Annotated in this window: 10 protein-coding genes; 3 read left to right on the top strand and 7 right to left on the bottom strand. The window is 43.8% G+C overall.

The window, feature by feature from the left end; all coding sequences use genetic code 11:
• Nucleotides 1–8 precede the first annotated feature (8 nt).
• Nucleotides 9–6,206, bottom strand: a complete 6,198-nt coding sequence (locus BCU34_RS04190; protein ID WP_258187984.1) for a hypothetical protein — start codon at nucleotides 6,204–6,206, stop codon at nucleotides 9–11.
• A 307-nt stretch (nucleotides 6,207–6,513) separates the two neighbouring features.
• Here BCU34_RS04190 and BCU34_RS04185 point away from each other — a divergent pair, with 307 nt between their 5' ends.
• Complete coding sequence (locus BCU34_RS04185; RefSeq protein WP_102529909.1) at nucleotides 6,514–8,373, top strand: helix-turn-helix domain-containing protein; 1,860 nt, start codon at nucleotides 6,514–6,516, stop codon at nucleotides 8,371–8,373.
• A 28-nt stretch (nucleotides 8,374–8,401) separates the two neighbouring features.
• Here the strand turns inward: BCU34_RS04185 and BCU34_RS04180 are convergent, their stop codons facing one another.
• Nucleotides 8,402–9,268 (bottom strand): LysR family transcriptional regulator, encoded by an 867-nt coding sequence (locus tag BCU34_RS04180; RefSeq protein WP_102479766.1) that lies wholly within the window; start codon nucleotides 9,266–9,268, stop codon nucleotides 8,402–8,404.
• 142 nt (nucleotides 9,269–9,410) lie between these two features.
• Here BCU34_RS04180 and BCU34_RS04175 point away from each other — a divergent pair, with 142 nt between their 5' ends.
• Nucleotides 9,411–9,785, top strand: coding sequence for a YybH family protein (locus BCU34_RS04175; protein WP_017633307.1), 375 nt, complete (start codon nucleotides 9,411–9,413; stop codon nucleotides 9,783–9,785).
• Nucleotides 9,786–9,988: 203 nt separating this feature from the next.
• Here BCU34_RS04175 and proX read toward each other — a convergent pair whose 3' ends face one another.
• The 3 genes from proX to proV are packed head-to-tail and all read right to left on the bottom strand — an operon-like array spanning nucleotide 9,989 to nucleotide 13,274.
• Complete coding sequence (gene proX, locus BCU34_RS04170; protein ID WP_102479767.1) at nucleotides 9,989–10,996, bottom strand: glycine betaine/L-proline ABC transporter substrate-binding protein ProX; 1,008 nt, start codon at nucleotides 10,994–10,996, stop codon at nucleotides 9,989–9,991.
• On the bottom strand, nucleotides 10,989–12,083 hold the full coding sequence (gene proW, locus BCU34_RS04165; protein ID WP_019824227.1) for a glycine betaine/L-proline ABC transporter permease ProW: 1,095 nt from the start codon (nucleotides 12,081–12,083) through the stop codon (nucleotides 10,989–10,991). The genes proX and proW overlap by 8 nt, the downstream gene beginning before the upstream one ends.
• 3 nt (nucleotides 12,084–12,086) lie before the next feature.
• Entirely contained in the window at nucleotides 12,087–13,274 is a 1,188-nt protein-coding gene (proV, locus tag BCU34_RS04160) for a glycine betaine/L-proline ABC transporter ATP-binding protein ProV (protein ID WP_102479768.1), read from the bottom strand.
• Between the two features lie 699 nt (nucleotides 13,275–13,973).
• Between proV and BCU34_RS04155 the strand changes: the two genes are divergently transcribed.
• Nucleotides 13,974–14,711, top strand: a complete 738-nt coding sequence (locus BCU34_RS04155) for an HAD-IIB family hydrolase (protein ID WP_102480785.1) — start codon at nucleotides 13,974–13,976, stop codon at nucleotides 14,709–14,711.
• Nucleotides 14,712–14,760: 49 nt separating this feature from the next.
• Here the strand turns inward: BCU34_RS04155 and BCU34_RS04150 are convergent, their stop codons facing one another.
• On the bottom strand, nucleotides 14,761–14,973 hold the full coding sequence (locus BCU34_RS04150) for a TIGR02450 family Trp-rich protein (protein ID WP_026084164.1): 213 nt from the start codon (nucleotides 14,971–14,973) through the stop codon (nucleotides 14,761–14,763).
• A 142-nt stretch (nucleotides 14,974–15,115) separates the two neighbouring features.
• Nucleotides 15,116–17,563, bottom strand: a complete 2,448-nt coding sequence (locus BCU34_RS04145; protein WP_048658355.1) for a molybdopterin guanine dinucleotide-containing S/N-oxide reductase — start codon at nucleotides 17,561–17,563, stop codon at nucleotides 15,116–15,118.
• Between the last annotated feature and the right edge of the window lie 20 nt (nucleotides 17,564–17,583).

Raw genomic sequence — 17,583 nt, 5'->3', positions numbered from 1 at the left:
TTATCCCGTCATGTTCCCTCAGTAATGACAATATTAGAACGACCAGGGTCAAGTACGATGTCGTTGGTGTCATCACCGTTCACTTGTGCCGTATTGGTAATGGTACCTGTTGCCGATGTTGAAACTGTGCCTTTGACATCGAACACGATGCGTTCACCTGGGCGAAGATCGACAGTCGCATTCAATGGCACACTGCCATTGTAGTTGCCTTGCACGTCATAAGTTCCAACCGGTTCAACCGCAATCGCTGTTGCCCAATCAGAGAAAGCATCATCGCCATCTTCGGTTTTGAGGGTATGGATAGCATCAATAACACGTACATCATTGGCGATACTATCGCCGGTGTTATCTAACGTAACTTGATATTCAACATCACCACGCGGTGCATAGGTACAGCTGCTGCCATCGTTTGAAGGCACTGAACAGCCAGCTGATTCACCATCGGTGTATACCAAGGTTTTGAAGTAGTCGAGTTCAGCCGCTTGTGGCGGAATCGTTTCTGATGTTGCTGACTGATTACCTGCCGTCACTCGGTTGGCTTCGATAGTCCCCAAAGCATCATCACGGATAACACCTGTTAAGTTGAACGTCAGCACTTCACCTGCGGCAATATCGGTTTCGATATTCAGGTTATTGTTTGGGTTATAGCTCGGAACATAAGTATCGACGTTAGCATCAATACCATTGCTGACTTCGTGAGTGATATCGCCCGAAACAAAGGCGGATTCCATTGTTCCACCAATAGCCTCAACTTGAATATCCTTTACCGTGTCTTTGATCTGAATATCATTTGCCCAACCGTTTTCTGGGTTAGTGACCACGAATTCATACTCGACTTCGTCACCCGGCAGATAGGTATCCCCATCATTGAACGGGTTGCCGTTAATCGACACCACGCGTTTTTCAACACTGATATTACTTCCTAGTGGCATTAGAGTCGCAGTACGAACCATACCGTCATAATTCGCTTTGTTTTGAATATCGCCCAACGCATCCTCACGAATCTCAGCATGGATGGTGAACGTTAGGCTTTCTTGAGGCGCGATAACAATGTCGTTATCAATATCAACGTTGTTACCAGAAACAAAGTCAACCGCGTCCGTGATCGAACCTACCGCTGCCGTTTTTTCTAGCTGCACTTCCCAACCAGATAAAAATGGTTGCCCGACAGGGTCAGCGCCAGACGTCGAAGCATCTTCTGCAATGCGAGTCTGAATTGCAGAAATGGTATCTTCAAGGCGAGAACCATACTCAATTCCGTTGCCCGTGTTCTTAATTTGAACTCGGTAATAAACTTCACTCTCACCCGCAGCTTGAGAGTACTTTGTCTTTGCCGAAGAGAAGCCTGCGTCATAGAACGCCTTTTTCGAGAATGTTATCTCTGGCTCTGACATCGACGTTGGGGGAGAAACAGCAATTAACTGGTTGCCATCATCTTCATCGATATACGCTCGGTTAGTGAAAGAACCTACTGCTTTGGGACTGATTTTGGCTTTGATGACATAACGTACAAACGGTGACGATACTGCACGGCAAAAGTTATCTGCCGATATATCAAAGTGCGTATCGATCGGTTGATTGTCTTTGATCGAGTTATCAACATCAGGGTCAGAGATCCCTGAACTGTCTTCAGACGTTTCAATAGTCCAGCTATCAAACGCCGGACCGCGAGTTCCGTCGTAGTATTGAGTCGTTATCTGGTCGATGTCATCACGAAGGCTGATATCATCAACGTGCGCAGTTGCGATATTTTCGATATAGATTTCATACTCGATGTAACCACCAGGCATGTAGCTCGTTGCACCCGGAATCTTGTTTCCATCAGCATCGTAGTAGTCCAGAATATTTTTTTCGTAATCAATTTGACGACCAGCTTGCGAGATATCATGAGAGATCGTATCTCCATCAACAGTCAGTACATTGATAATATCGCCATTGGCTTTATCGTTAATGGTTGCCACTACTTGGTACTCAAGCGTTGCTCCCATCGGAATATCGGCTTCTTCGTTTAGGTTGTTGTCTGTTGATGTATAAACCTTACCTGCACCCGCACCTGCATCGACATACTCAGAATCAGTGCCCGTTGCGATAGAGGTAATGGTCCATGTTGAATACGCAGGTCCAGTTGTACCGTCTACGAGATCGACGGTAATATCTTTGAGGTTATCGACAATTGGAATGTCGTGAGCATTGCCTTTACCGTCATTCTCAATCACCAAGTGATAGGTCACGGTTTGAGCTGGCTCGTACACCACTTCATCAGTCGTTTTATCAAAATCTAAATGGTAATCATCGGGAATCACGACGGTATCTCGGTAATGAATATCACCGACCGCATCCGGTCTTACGGTACCTGTTACTGTGTAAATCACGTCTTCACCAGCATCGATATCAATCGAAGTCACAATGTCAGTGTCGTTCGCAACATCACCGTCTTTGGTACCATCGGTTGTACCCGCGTTTGCAGGATCGCTCTTAGCAACTACCACCGTAAACTTGTTGGTACCCACCGCATCGTCGAAGAATGGATTGCCTGATGTGCCATCTTGTAACTCAACAGAGATATCATTGATCAGTTCATTAACGTCAACGTTGTTGCGATAGCCGTGACCATCCTGAGAGTTGTATTTGATGGTGTAAGTCAGTTCATCGCCCGGAGAGTAGCGGTTGATGTTGGTTGTACGAACCACGGTACCGTTATTGTGAACTTGATGGTTTTCAGCCACGGCACGCTTAAAATATTCGCAATCTGTCATACACCCAGAGTCTCTACTATCGAGGAGTAAAGCTTCATTCCGAATAACATTTAGCCCATCCGCGTCAACCCCATTTGACACCGCATTATCTTTAACAAGGGCCTTAATCTTTATGGTTTTCAATTCACCGGGAGCAAGTGACAACGGAATCCTTACATCATGGGTAGATTGACTTCCATAGCCACTCCCAGTATCTATCAACCAATGCTCGAATGCAGACTGGTTTTCGACATCCTCAACATACGCATCTTTATCATTGGCAAGTGTTGTGAAGACCTTCGTCAGTTCGTCTTTGAGCTCAACTTCAGCGAAGCTTTCTTCATCATTGTTCTTAACCAAAATGGTGTATTCAACGTATTCACCTGGTGTATAGCGGACTACATCCGTCGTCTTTGTAAGGGAAACATTGATATCAAAAAGGCTATCTGCGTTATTAATTTGCGCGGAAGAACTGTGCTCTCTGTCTGTAATAGGGTCATAGACATCTACACGGTTGGATACTTGATCATGTGGATAATCAGCATTAACAATACCACTCACCTCATAACGAACCCAACCTCCTGGAGTGATATCAACATCAGTGTTGATGTCTGTATTATCAGTAATATCACCGTAGCGAGACCCCGGCTTATCGGTGTTAGTCGATCCGACAATCGTCCAGCTATCGAAGAACATGAGTGCTGAAATGCTGTCTTTTACCGTTGCGTCGTTCGCGTAACCAGCTCCGCGATTATAGATATCAATATCGAACGTAGCACGCTCTCCGACCACAAAGTCGGTATGTCGAGCAGTCTTAGCGACTACAAGATTCGGTTCGCTAGGATAGGTACGTACCGTATCCGATAGATTAGTATCTGGTCCCGTCACTGTTGCGGTATTGGTGAATGCTCCCCAAAGAATCTCACTGTCTACGTCGCGATCGAGTGTCCCAACAACGGTATAGGTGATAGTTGCACCTGGTGGAATTTGTGCCGTGGCATTCAGGTCAGTATTATCTGAGAATTCTCCAGGATCGGTGACCGCTTTGACCCAAGGAGAAGCCGCATCTCTGTCAGCAGTGATCGTCCAAGATTTAAACACAGGCTTGGTTTCACCCGGCTCATGCAGTAACTCAGCCTCTATCGTGCTGATTTCATCTTTAATATTGATGTTAGACGCGAAACCATTCCCTTCAGGGTTGGTAACGCTGATTGTATAAGTGACTTCCTTTGTCGTGTCGGTGTAAGCGCTTTGCTCGTTGTTGCCGTCGACACGCTTGTCCAAGACTAGATAGTAGTCTCTTGGGTATGAACCTCTGTCAGAATAAAGCACGCTATCTACCGTCACTTCATTTCGAATCTCATCATCGGCAATCGGGTTTACCACCGCTGCAATGCTATAGATGATTTTGTCGTGCGGGGCTAGCTTCGCCTTCACATCTAAGATGTTCTTATTACTCTGATTACCTGAAATTTCACCGCTAAAACCGGGATCACTGTTTATTGAGACTAAGTCATCAGAGCCATAAGATTTTGCCGTCACAACCCAGCTCAAGTACGCTTTAGTTGGCTCATCCGTGATTGATTTGGTCATGATTGATGCAATGTCATCATAAACAGGTACATCAATCGCGTAACCGTCACCGTTGTTTTCTACCGTAATTTCATAGTTGAGTGTGCCACCTGCAGAGTAGTAGCGAGAATCCACTTCCTTCTGTACTTTTAACTTGGAGTTTGGCATTTGCACGCCAGAACCCGCCTCACCCAGGTTATCTCCCAAACACAAACCTGCATCGGTACCATCATCAACAATTTGACCCACACTGGTATCTGCTACTTTGGCTGTCAGTTTGTAGTGAACAAAGCCCTCAGGAGCAAGATCGACTTTTAGGTTGATGTCGTTCGTAGTCCAAGCCCCATAATTAAATGAGCCATAGTTAGAACCCTCACCGCTGCTTTCATCCACTTCCAACTTCCACTCGGAAAACGCAGAATCGGTAGTACCATCGGCTTGCTCTGTCACGATACAAGAGAATTTGTCGATCACTTCAACATCGTTCGCGAAAAATTCAGTGTCTTTGTTGGAGATAACAATGTCGTAGACCACTTCATTTTCACCCGATATCCCAGGTACATAAGTGGTATCTGTTGTGTTCTTGTTGCGGGTAATCTGGCTTGATGAAGAGTTTAGGACTTCTTGTGTATCTAGAGGGTTAGTCACCACATCAGCAGAATCAGCCGTGCCTTCGGCATTCACTACACGTGCGATAACTTTAGGAATTTCGCCAATTGAAACAGGGCTTACATCGACTTCAACCGAGTAAAGGATCTCTTCGCCAGGGTAAATAGAGACTACATCATCCAGTGAATGGTTGGATTCTACGCCGCTATCAGCCAGTTGAGAGGTACTGTTAGGCCCAATAGTAATAACTTGATTGGTCCAAGATTCGTAAGGATTCCCCTTGGTATCGGTAGCATTTTTATCATTGCTGATGTCGTTACCTAAGTCGGTCTCTAAGTCAGCAAGTAACTGCTGAACAGAATAGCGATAAGCGATACCGGAATTTTCTTGGTTGGTTACAGTAACCGTGTAAGAGAACTCATCATCAACAACATAGTTCTCTGTTTGGTTCAAGGTATGTTTAAGAGTGACATTAGACGCTGTGGGGGGCGTAGTGATTTCATTCCCAGTGACTTGCGCATCTCGTGTTTCTACCGTTATGTTGTCATTAACAATATCGCCGACGAGTTTGTCGGCAACGGTCGTTCGAATTGTGTAGGTGATAGATCCACCAATATCTATCGACGCATCAGTGACGGACAAATCCCCTGAAGAGTTGAATTTACCTGCATCACTTTCACCGCCTTGTACCTCGGCTGAGTTCACATTGTTTGTGAAGGCCTGTTGAAGAACACCATCAATGTCGAGTGTCTTGATATATGAAATAGCATCTTGAACATCAAGGCTTCGAATCACCATATCGCCAGTATTTGATACCTTAATCGAGTACGTGAGTTCTTTATTCAGTTGGTAGTTTGTCTTATCTACCGACACCAGAATATCGTGTTCGTACAAACCTCGTTGAATAGATTCCGTATTTGATTCAGCAGATGAAAGAGGCCCAGCGCTCGCGCTTGCGACGTTATCAATCGTATCGGCTGCGTCACCAGAAACTTTGGCGGTCATGGTATAGGTCACCGAGCCACCCACAGTAATACGTACGTCAGTCGCCTCTAAACTACCAAGACGGTTGTAAGTACCCGGCGATGAAAGAATCGTCGCCTCCGCTTGGATCGATGCTTGAGTAAAGGCGTTAACATCATTCCCTTCATCGTCTGTCGTTAAGATATTTAACAGATCATCTTTAACATCCAACCCTGCAATGGTTTTATCCGACTCATTCGTAAGAACAAGCGTATAAACGACCTTTTGCCCATTGTCATAAGACGCACTATCAACGGACAGATCCATTTTTAGCCCCGCTGTTTCAGCTTGGACGGAGAATGGAAACAATAAAATAGATAAGAAAAAGGCAAGGTTGTATCTGAACATTAACGCGTACTTCACAGTAGATTGACAAGTCTCCAGGCTAAATGCCATAGATTTGACGTCACTATTTTGGCATCTCGCCTTTTTAGGGACATGCGCAACATACAGTTCAATCAACCCGAACAATTAACATCCGTAAAAAACAAATTACTGAAGATGTTAAATATAGAGTCTGATGTCTAAATTAAAATCAAGACATTGAGTTAATTATCATAAGGTTAATGTTTTAATGAGTGAGTTTTCACAGTTGTTACGTAACTTCAGAAAGGAACTTCAATTTACACAAACAGAGTTTGCAACCTACTTAAATCAGCTGGACGATGAGTTTAATGCGGTTGACGTCGTAACGATAAATCGTTGGGAAAACAGTAAGGTAAAGCCTAGTACATACAAAGCACTCAAGATCTTACAGTACCTTGGCGGAGATTTGTTTGAGACAATAAAGAGCTTCAAGTCCGAACAAAAAGATACACTAATCGAACCGTTTTTTAACGAATCCCATGGCTCATTTCAAAGTAGAATTTCAGCTCTATCAGGCCTGAATCAACAACAAGGCGAACGCAATTTTAAGTCACAGCCTTTAATGTCAGAGCCCTGTGACACTAGCGTTATCGACAGAATCAAACTACTTTCTAAGTTCACTAAAGTCGATATTTCGCCACTGGACCAAATTGATTTATATCTCTATTACTGTGAGAAAAAAGCACATGGCCACAAGCTCATCAATACAGATAGTGACATTGTGAGTCACAACGTAGGCTTTTTCTTTGAAGACCATCAATTTGAGACATTAAAAACTCAAGAGCTAGATCTAAGAATGGCCAGCTCTTTAAATTCAAGCAAAAGCATAAATTATTTTAATATAAGCTCACACTCAGAGACAAAAAATCATGTTATTGAGCATATAGTTTCAGATATAAAGTTACTTTCTCAGAACAAAAACATTAAAAAATATTCTGTTTTAGTTAAAGACCCCAACATGATGAAACTCTTGAAGGGCGTGGGGTTTGAAGTATTTAAATTTTCAGAACCTTCTGCTAAAAAATGTAATATCACATTCAAAAATAAACATTATAGCTACTGTATATTAACGATTGATAAAATAGACTATCTGACGAATCGGAACGTAATGTCACTAATCAAAGATGAATATTCTACCATGATGAAATTTCCGCAATTACTGCGCGAAGCGCGCAAGAAATTGAAGTTAACGCAAAAGGACTTTGCGGCATACATTAATCACTTAGATGATGAATTCAGCTCTGTAGATGTCGTAACGATAAATCGATGGGAAAATAGCAAAGTAAAGCCAAGTAATTACAAAGCCCTAAAGCTATTGGACTGCCTTGGTCTGGACTTGTATACAACGTTGAAATCCTTTGATTCAGAAGATAACGAAGACAGTGCACTACTTGAAGACTTCCTTCGTGAGAGGTTCTTTTCGTTTCAAAGCCGAGTATCGTCTATCACTAAAGGGGAGATAGAAGAAGGCTGCGACTGTCAGATCATGCCATTGATGACAGATCAGAATGACAAAGCAGTAATAGATAGAATTAAGCTGATTTCGCAATATACAAAGGTGGATCCTTCAGCTCTTGATACTATCGACCTGTTCCTCTATTGCAGTGAAAAAAAGGCGCATGGCAGAAAAATGGTCGATGTTAATGGCGATATTGTTAGTCATAGCCTAGGTTTTTTCTTCAACGAAGAGGTATTCGAGCAATACCAAAATAAGCAGCTGCATATTAAGCAAGCCTGCTCTTTAGATTCTAATCAGGACTTAAATTATCTAGTCGTTAGCGGTCACTCTGAGAAACGCGAACAATCTATTGCGAACCTGATTTCCGATATGAAGCTTCTTGCAAGAAATACTAAGATCAAGAAATTCTCTATGATGATCAAAAATCCAAATGCACTGGAGCTGATGAAAAACCTTGGGTTTGAAATCTATAAATTCTCAGAACCAACAAAAGAAAAATCGAACATTACCTTCAAGAAAAAAAACTACCGCTATTGCGTACTGACTATCGACAAGATTGAATTACTTAGCAATAAACATGTTATTTCTTTTATTAGTAAACATGGTTAAGCACCTGATTTTACTAACTATAGAAAGCTTATACTAAATTCTTCTTAAGCTTCTCTTCCAACGCTTGAATACATAGCTTAATGGCGATAGGCATATTTGAAGCGAATGGGTTTAGCGCATAAACCGTGTTAGTCGGTAGTTGGAAGCTTGGCATCATGTCGACGACTTCATTGGATAACTGAGAGAGGTAGAAATTTGGAATCACACCGATACCAGCGCCAGATTTGATCAAAGCAAGACAACTGTGAAACGAATTGGTGACGCAGTTAGCTTGTTGTTGATAGACAAAGCCCTCTTCAGTTTGGGAACTAAAATGGTGAGTCACCTGCTTTCCCTGCCAAGAGTTTGCAATATAAGGAATTGACTCAAGGTCGCGTTCCCGCATGCTTGTGAGGCCACACAACACATCTTTAAACTCACCTAATCGCTTCTGTTTTAGATTACTGTCACGTGAACTGCCAACTCGTACCGCAAGATCAATATCATGCTCCATGAAATCTAAGTGTTGATCATCACTGATCAATTCCGGCTTTAATTTTGGATACTGTTTCATCAGATCGGCAATAACAGGCGCAACCAGCAAATCCATCAACGCATTAGGAGCCGTGATGCGAATCCGTCCCTGTGGCTCTTCCAACTCCGATTTCGCCATATCCCATGCCGATTCAGCGATCACGTTAATATCCTTACAACTTAGATAGAAGCGCTCTCCCATACTAGTCAAGGTTTGTCTTCGCGTTGTTCGTTTAAGAAGCGAAGCACCAAGCTCTTGTTCCAGAATTTTTAGGTGCTGACTGACGACAGATTTAGACAACTCTAACTTTTCAGCCGCAGCCGATACTGAGCCTTGCTCTACAATATGAGCGAAAATCGACATCTGCTTTAGCTTACTCATTTTATTGTTCTCTTTTTACAAACAGTATTTTCTATTATCTCTGTTTTTCAAATTAATTTCCAAGACTAAACTGAATCCAACTTATCGAGATACCTAATCAAAGAAACAGTGTTTGAAAGAAGACTGCTATGGAGAGAAAACAATGTTAAACAACCAAGTATTAGAAGCATGTAAGCAAGGCATTAACGCGTGGCAAAAAGCATTCAATAGCCAAGATGCTAAAGGTTGTGCCGACCAATACACAGAGGCTTGTGTGATGGAAGCTCGTCCATTCGGCACTTTTGAAGGCCGTGAAGCGATTCAAGCATTTTGGCAAAACATCATTGACCAAGGCTTCAAAGACGTTGATTACACAGATGTTAAGTGGGAAGAGCACCCAGAAGGTGGTTACATTCTTACCGCTAGCTGGACAATGAACAAAGCGTTTGGTGTCGTACACCGTGAACACTGGGCATTAGAAGCGGATGGCTGTGCTCGCCTAGTAAGCGATGACTTCGAAGTTCAAGGCGAACGCTAGAGCTGTAATTAGAAGCTAAAAGCTCAAAAATGAAACAGAAAACAAAAAGCCAGCAATCCAAATGGACTGCTGGCTTTTTAATGTTCACTATTGTCGCCATTTCACTTGATTTGAAGGTGATTGAGTGACTCTACACAATCACTCAACACGCTCATCATTTCAAATCAAAATGTCTGGTAAGACAGAGCAAATCCAAGTCAAAATTACAGTGCAGCTTTCTTCGCTTCTGTAATCCAACCATCGAACGTGCTTTGGTTCGCTTTAATCCAACCGTTTACGTGCGCTTCGATATCCGCAGAGCTGTTCTTACCTTTACTCATCATCATGTTCTGAGCACTTACATCATTGATGTTAAGTTTGATGATCTCGAAAAGCTTCGCTGCTGATGGGTTATTCTTAGCAAACTCTTTGTTCGCAATAATGCGCATTGAGTTCATTTCGAAGCCGTAGTTTTTGCCGTTAGATAACGTCGTATCAACATCCGAACGCTCGCCAGGAAGTGAAGAGAATGGCACTTCTAGCAATACTACGTCTTCGTTAGGCACCAATACACCACTTACCCAGTACGGTGTCCACGTGTAGTAAAGGATTGATTCACCCTTTTGGTAACGTGAAATCGTGTCTGCGATGATAGCCGCATAGTTACCTTGGTTATGAGTTACTGTATCGTCCAGTTTGAATGCTGACAGTTGATGTTCAATTACCATCTCACAACCCCAACCTGGGTTACAGCCTGTTAGGTCGGCTTTGCCATCACCATCTGCATCAAACAGTTTTGCAATTTTTGGATCGGTTAACTGACCAATATTAGTGATGTTGTACTTTTCTGCCGTTTTCTTATCAATCAGGTAACCTTGCGCTGCACCACTTACATATTGGCCTTCTCGGTAGAACTTTTCATCGCCGCCCGCCATTGTGTATTTGTCTGCATGAAGCGGGAACCAACCTACCGTTAGGAACGTTGCGTCACCTTTTGCAATTGAGGTGTAGCCTACGTTGTAGTCCACTTCTTGCGTTGATTTCACGTCGTACCCAAGCTCTTCAAGAGCGCGGTTAACAATCAACGTTTGGAATGTTTCTTCTGCTACAGACGATTGAACAGGCTGAACAGATACACCTTCACCCGGTAGGCTTGCTGCCCATACGTTAGTTGATACAGCCAGTGTAGAAACGATGCTCACTGCAAGTTTGCTCTTCCATGAATTATTCATTGGTGTTTTTCCTTAATTGAAGTTCTGATTTGTTACCGCGATTTAAAGCATTAAGTACTAGGGAAACAGGTCCCATGCGGTACCAGCGTAATTTTGTATTGCCCGCATTCACACCCAACACTTGGGTGATACGATCCAATAAGATGGCGAGAATAACGATGCCTAAACCACCGACAGCAGCCAGTCCCATATCTAAACGGCCGATACCTCTCAGTACCATTTGACCGAGACCACCTACCGCAATCATTGACGCGATAACCACCATCGACAGTGACAGCATCAGTGTTTGGTTTACGCCCGCCATGATGGTTGGCAGTGCTAATGGCAATTGAATTCGATAAAGCATCTGCTTTTTGCTTGCGCCAAATGAGTGACCGGCTTCGATCAACTCTTCCGGTACTTGCTGAATACCTAAGATGGTTAAACGTACCACTGGCGGCAGTGCGAATATGATGGTTACAACAACACCCGGCACGTTACCGATACCAAACAACATGACGATTGGTACGAGATAAACAAAGGCAGGCGTGGTTTGCATGGCATCCAGAATTGGACGAACGAATTTAGCCGCCGTGTTGCTGCGGGCGAGCCATATCCCCATGGGTAAGCCAATCAACAGACAGAAGAAGACCGATGTCATCACCAACGAAAGCGTAGTCATGGCTTCAGACCAAGCGCCAATCAAGCCAATGAACGTCAAGGATACTGCGGTAGCAACACCAAGCTTCAAGTTTGAAAACTGCCATGCGACTAAAAACAAGATGATCAACATGAATGGTGCTGGCGTAGAAACCAGTGCTGTTTCAAATGAACTTAGGATGAAATCGATAGGCACACGTATCGCCTGAAACAGTGGGCGTCCGTGTTCAACCAACCAATTCAGACCAGACTCAACCCAAGTATCGACTGGTAGTACAGCTTCAGCAAAAGGGTTCAGTGGGTCAAAAGGCGTAACCTCAACGGTTTCGCTGCTTAGCCAATCCGCAGATGGTGCAGTTTCCGTTGTTTGGCCCCAAGGATCACTTGCTGGCTGAGTTGAAGGAGCTGCTTGCGACCATGGGTCATTATTTGTTTGTTCCGACGACATGATCTATCCCTTATCTAATGTTTGTAGCAGTCGTGACTTAGTCACAACGCCAAAGTAATTACCTTGCTCGTCCACAACAGGAACGGAATAAGGCACACCGCCAACAAGGCCAAGTACATCATTGATTGGTAAATCTGGATTGAGAGTTAAACCATCACTTAGCTGAGCGCTAACCAATGATTTATTCTCTTTGTGTGCTTTGCGAAGGGAGTCGATAGAAACAATGCCTGAGTAGTGACTGCTCTTCTCAACAACGATGCCGTATTCACGGTCGTTATCCATCAAGATTTGCAGAGCCGAGGCTGGACCATCGTGTTCAGATTTCTTAAATACCGCTGCAGGTTTCTTGCGTGCGATGTCTTTCACGGTAAGAACACTTGCGACATTCACACCACGGAAGAAGGCTTCAACATAGTCGTTCGCAGGGCTATTCAAGATTTCATTAGGAGTACCCACTTGAACCACTTCACCATTTTGCATAATCGCAATTCGGTCACCGATACGCATCGCTTCATCCAAATCATGCGAGATGAAAACAATCGTTCGTTTATCGTCATTTTGAAGTCGGATTAACTCGTCTTGCATCTCAGTACGAATCAGTGGATCGAGTGCAGAGAACGCTTCGTCCATTAACAGAATGTCAGGGTCACATGCTAAAGCGCGAGCCAAACCAACACGCTGCTTCATACCACCAGACAGTTCATCTGGGTAAGACTCTGAATACGCACCAAGACCTACTCGCTCTAACGCGGTCAGTGCTGACTCTTTTCGTTTATCAACATCGACACCCGCAAGCTCAAGGCCAAACGCTGCGTTTTCGATCACAGTCATGTGGGGCATCAATGCGAAATTTTGGAAAACCATGGAGATGTTGTTGCGGCGGACTTCGCGGAGTTCATCTTCTGAGATGTGGGCAATGTCTTTGCCTCGTAGAAGCACATTGCCTTTGGTAGGTTCAATCAAGCGGTTAAGAAGGCGTACTAGGGTTGATTTGCCAGATCCTGACAGTCCCATTATTACGAAAATCTCGCCTTCTTGAATACTAAGAGAAACATCGTTAACGCCGATCGTTAGACCTGTTTCTTCGAAAACTTTGTCTTTGTCCGCACCTTGATTAATCATCGTAAAAGCGCGGTCGGTGTCTTCACCAAACACCTTGTACAGTCCCTTAACTTCCAGTATGGGATCCATGTAGTCTAATCCTTTCTTAGTTATCTAAACTTATAGTTACTTAAGCTTAAAAACTGTTATTTAAACTTAAAAACGGTTATTTAAATTTAAATGATTACTTATTTAAACTCAAAAAATGATTAGCACTCTAAGTAATTAATCAATGTAAATCAAGGGAGCTCGTACTGTAACTCACCCACAAAACCACCAATCCCCTAGAAAAATTAATGATTAAAAACAAAGCAGCAAACACCCAACACACTGAAAAAAAAGATATTAAAACAACAAGACCGCTTGCAACATTATGTATTGTTTACTGATAGATTATTGAATATTTATTTTGCATTTGAGCAATTAATACGCGAAACAGACCAAGAATAGGACCAAATAGTTCGTGCACAAATAATTCGAACACAAACTATTTATTAAGATTTAATGACGTTTCAGAGTTGATCATCCACCCTGCTACAGGGACAAGATCCACACTCGGCATCGACATAAAATCCAAAGGTGAACTGGCTAAAGTCAGCGAGATAAAATCGATCTTTTTCAACCAAGAGTTTCAAAACATCACACCAACTGTGACACTTGCTACAAACTATTAAACGTCGATTACCCAAGCTAAAAGACAACTTGTAGAGTCCTCACTGCTGAGCCATTCTTTATAAAAGAAATTGACATTTCCCCGCGATGAATTAGAGAAAAAGACAAGGAATTCGAATGATAAAAATGCTGGTGTGTGACTTTGACGGGACGCTGGATGGAGGCTCTTCTCATGGGGTGAATCAGTTATTTAACTACCTAACCGAGCAACCTGATATCCGTTTTATCATTGCGACAGGAAGAACTCTGCCGTCAATTCGAGTTGGGTTGGCGTCTGATAACTACCCTAAACCACACAGCATTATCAGCGATGTTGGCACTAGAATTCATCACGTTCACTCCCAAAAACCCGATCATGTTTGGCACAATCAATTAGAAGCGTCGTGGAACAAATCCAAAGTAGAGACAGCACTCGCACCACTCGACTTTATGGGCGAACGCTTTGAAAATCATCAAGGAGATTACAAGATTACTTTTGAAGGGAAGCTGTCTGAACCTCAACATGAGTTGATTGAATCAAGCTTGGAGTCGCACGGGTTAGATGTACACCTCACCTACTCCCACGACTGGTATTTGGACATCACACCAAAGGGCGTCAATAAGGCTACTGCGATTCATCACCTGCTCAAGCAGCATGGTTTGAGCGTAGAAGAAGTGTGTGTCGCGGGCGACTCTGCAAACGACACATCCATGCTAACGATAGAGGGTGTAAATTCGATATTGGTTGCTAACCATTATCCAGAAGTGGCGCACCTATCCGACAGAGACAATGTGTACACCAGCACAGCAACGCACGCTGAGGGTGTGTTAGAGGGGCTCAAATACTGGCAAAAGCGAGCGTCGAGCATCCGATAAACGCTAGTTAGCCATTAACAACAAATTCTAATCAAACAGGCTTCCGGTCCTACTTCCAACCTGGGAGCCAATTTTGATTATCTGTAAGCTCTCGCCAATTGATGTCTTCTTCTCGTTTGGTCATTACCGCCTCTATCATGCAGCGCACTACCTCCCCTTCATCAAATTCGACTTCTGTGACCATAAAGTGCTTTTCTTTCTTCACGGGGCTAACGGCTGTCCATTTGCTACGAAATAACTTCTTTGGGTTGATCCGATTCATGGGCTTCTCTCTTGCTTTGACGTCGTTGATTATCATGAGTTGTCTACTCGACACAAAGTAATAGTCTTTCCATCGCAAAAAAGATCATAAAAAAGCCAGCGGTTAGGCTGGCTTCATTCGATTAGCTATTTCTCGTTAGAGATTAGCCATTTTTAGGTGGATCAAATGCCGTCAGTTCTAATACTGGGCCTGTGTATTTTTCAATTTTCACAAGCGCAGAGTTCGCTGCACAACCATTTGCCAAACGAGAGGTTGGAATATCCAACGTAAGCACGTTACAGCCACCGTTTTTACATAGACCTGTATCTTTATCCAAATCAGGCCAACCGCCTTCATGAATACATACAGCGCCCTGTTTGATGCCATCAGTCACTAATGCACCAACCAGTACTTGTCCACGATCGTTGTATGCACGAACCAAATCACCCGTTTTGATGCCACGAGCTTTCGCGTCTTCTACGTTAATAGAGATAGGCTCACGGTTACCAATCGCATACTCTTCGCGGATCTTCGCGTAGTTGAACTGACTGTGTAGACGATGCGCGGCGTGCGCTGTCATCAGCTGCAGTTCATCACTTTTCGCTTTACCGAAGAACTCAGTAGGCTCAATCCATGTTGGGTGAGCAGGGCAATCAGCAAGCTTGTAGCCTTCAATGGTTTTAGAGAAGATCTCAATTTTACCACTTGGCGTACCTAGCGGGTTCATCACTGGATCCTTACGGAAGTCAGCATGACGAACAAACTGTGCCGCCTTCTTGTTGTACTTCATTTCAATAAGCTGGTTATCATCCCAGAACTTACCAAATTTAGGCATACGAACACGTGCAGATTTACCTGCTTTTTGTGCCGCATCGTAGAAGCCTTTCAACCATGCCATTTCGTCTTTGCCTTCAGTGAAGACATCACGGCCACCCGCTTTGATCATCTCAGACATGTCTGCAAATACATCGAAGTCATTACGCGCTTCACCTTGAGGTTCAACCGCTTTCTTCATTGGCACTAAGTGTTGATTACTGTAGTCACCCGTCATCGTCATATCATTACGTTCAAATGACGTAGTAATTGGCAACACAATATCGGCGTGCTTGGCAGCGGCTGTCCAGTAGATTTCAGAGATAACCACAAGTTCAGGTTTTTGCCACGCTTTGATCAAACGGTTGGTGTCTTGATGGTGAGTGAAGTTACCACCGCCCGCCCACCAGATCATTTTCAGGTCAGGGAACGTCAGCTCATGACCATTATGCATGTATGTTTTGCCTGGGTTTTCCAGAGCTTCTGTAATACGAGCAACAGGGAAACTGTTCACCGCACCTGAAACAGCCCAGTCATTACCAGCAGAAGAACCGCCACCAATTGAAGCTGAGATTGCTGGTAATACACCCGCATCACGAGTTGGGTTACCGCCATTCGAGTAGTGGTAAGAAAGACCGAAACCACCACCTGGAAGGCCAATCTGACCAAGCATTGCTGCGAGAGTCACTACCATCCAGTGGCGTTGCTCACCGTATTGTTGACGCTGAATGCCCCAACCAGCCATAAGCATGGTGCGATTCTGACTAAAGATATCAGCAAGTAGCTCAAGTTGTTTCGCAGGAACGCCTGTGATCTCTTCAGCCCATGCTGGCGTCTTTTCAATACCGTCCTCTTTACCCATTAGGTACGCTTCAAACTTATCGTAACCACTGGTGTACTTATTTAGGAACTCTACGTCATGCTTACCCTTCTTAACTAAAGAGTGTGCGATACCCATCATCATTGCGACATCGGTCATTGGGCGCGGTGCAATCCACTGAACTGCGTCACCAAAGAAATCGATCGTTTCTGAGCGCATTGGGTCGATAGCGATGATTGTCTTGCCAGACTTCTTAAGTTTATGAAAGAACTCTAGGCCTGAACAGTCGGTTGAACTCCATGCAATCTTAAGCGTGTTCATTGGGTTCATACCCCACAACACAACAACGTCTGAGCTCTCTAGTACCACAGGGTGAGTGGTTTGTTGTTCATAAACTTCGATCGATCCCATTACGTGCGGCATGATCACTTGAGCAGCACCAGTTGAGTAGTCACCTAAGTGACCTGAGTAACCACCAGCCAAGCTCATGTAACGTTGTAGTAGCGTTTGTGCTTTGTGCAATACACCACTTGAACGCCAACCGTAAGAACCCGCGAATACAGATTCAGGGCCATTCTCTTTACGAATACGCATGTGTTGTTCGTGGATCAGCTTATAGGCTTCATCCCAAGACACTCGAACGTATTCATCTCCGCCACGAGTTCCTGTTGGATCGGATGGGTTATCTAGGAAGCCTTTACGTACCATTGGGTATTTGATACGAGCTTTAGTATGTACTTGGTCAGGGCCTGTAGTTTGTAGGCTGTTTGGAACAGTTTGTGCCAGTGCATTAGTAGTCGACACTAACTTGCCATCTTTTACTTCACACAGCATAGGTCCCATACGACCCGCTGTTAATACACCTTTACCACGCTTGTTTGCAGCCGACGCTGTCATTGGCGTTAGCGACGTAAATGCCAGCGCACCAGCAGCCATGCTTGTTCCTTTGAGGAATCCGCGACGAGTAATATCTGCCATAATTATTTCCCTTTTGTTTC

Origin of the sequence: Vibrio sp. 10N.286.45.E10, from assembly GCF_002874195.2 — a bacterium.
Taxonomy (GTDB): domain Bacteria; phylum Pseudomonadota; class Gammaproteobacteria; order Enterobacterales; family Vibrionaceae; genus Vibrio; species Vibrio crassostreae.
This window is presented reverse-complemented; position numbering and strand designations above follow the sequence as displayed.

Bases quoted from the DNA above. Each gene is read 5' to 3' on its own strand.
- BCU34_RS04155 (WP_102480785.1), top strand. From the start codon at position 13,974: ATGATAAAAATGCTGGTGTGTGACTTTGACGGGACGCTGGATGGAGGC.
- BCU34_RS04190 (WP_258187984.1), bottom strand. From the start codon at position 6,206: ATGGATCTGTCCGTTGATAGTGCGTCTTATGACAATGGGCAAAAGGTC.
- BCU34_RS04175 (WP_017633307.1), top strand. From the start codon at position 9,411: ATGTTAAACAACCAAGTATTAGAAGCATGTAAGCAAGGCATTAACGCG.
- BCU34_RS04185 (WP_102529909.1), top strand. From the start codon at position 6,514: ATGAGTGAGTTTTCACAGTTGTTACGTAACTTCAGAAAGGAACTTCAA.
- proW (WP_019824227.1), bottom strand. From the start codon at position 12,083: ATGTCGTCGGAACAAACAAATAATGACCCATGGTCGCAAGCAGCTCCT.
- BCU34_RS04180 (WP_102479766.1), bottom strand. From the start codon at position 9,268: ATGAGTAAGCTAAAGCAGATGTCGATTTTCGCTCATATTGTAGAGCAA.
- proV (WP_102479768.1), bottom strand. From the start codon at position 13,274: ATGGATCCCATACTGGAAGTTAAGGGACTGTACAAGGTGTTTGGTGAA.
- BCU34_RS04145 (WP_048658355.1), bottom strand. From the start codon at position 17,563: ATGGCAGATATTACTCGTCGCGGATTCCTCAAAGGAACAAGCATGGCT.
- BCU34_RS04150 (WP_026084164.1), bottom strand. From the start codon at position 14,973: ATGAATCGGATCAACCCAAAGAAGTTATTTCGTAGCAAATGGACAGCC.
- proX (WP_102479767.1), bottom strand. From the start codon at position 10,996: ATGAATAATTCATGGAAGAGCAAACTTGCAGTGAGCATCGTTTCTACA.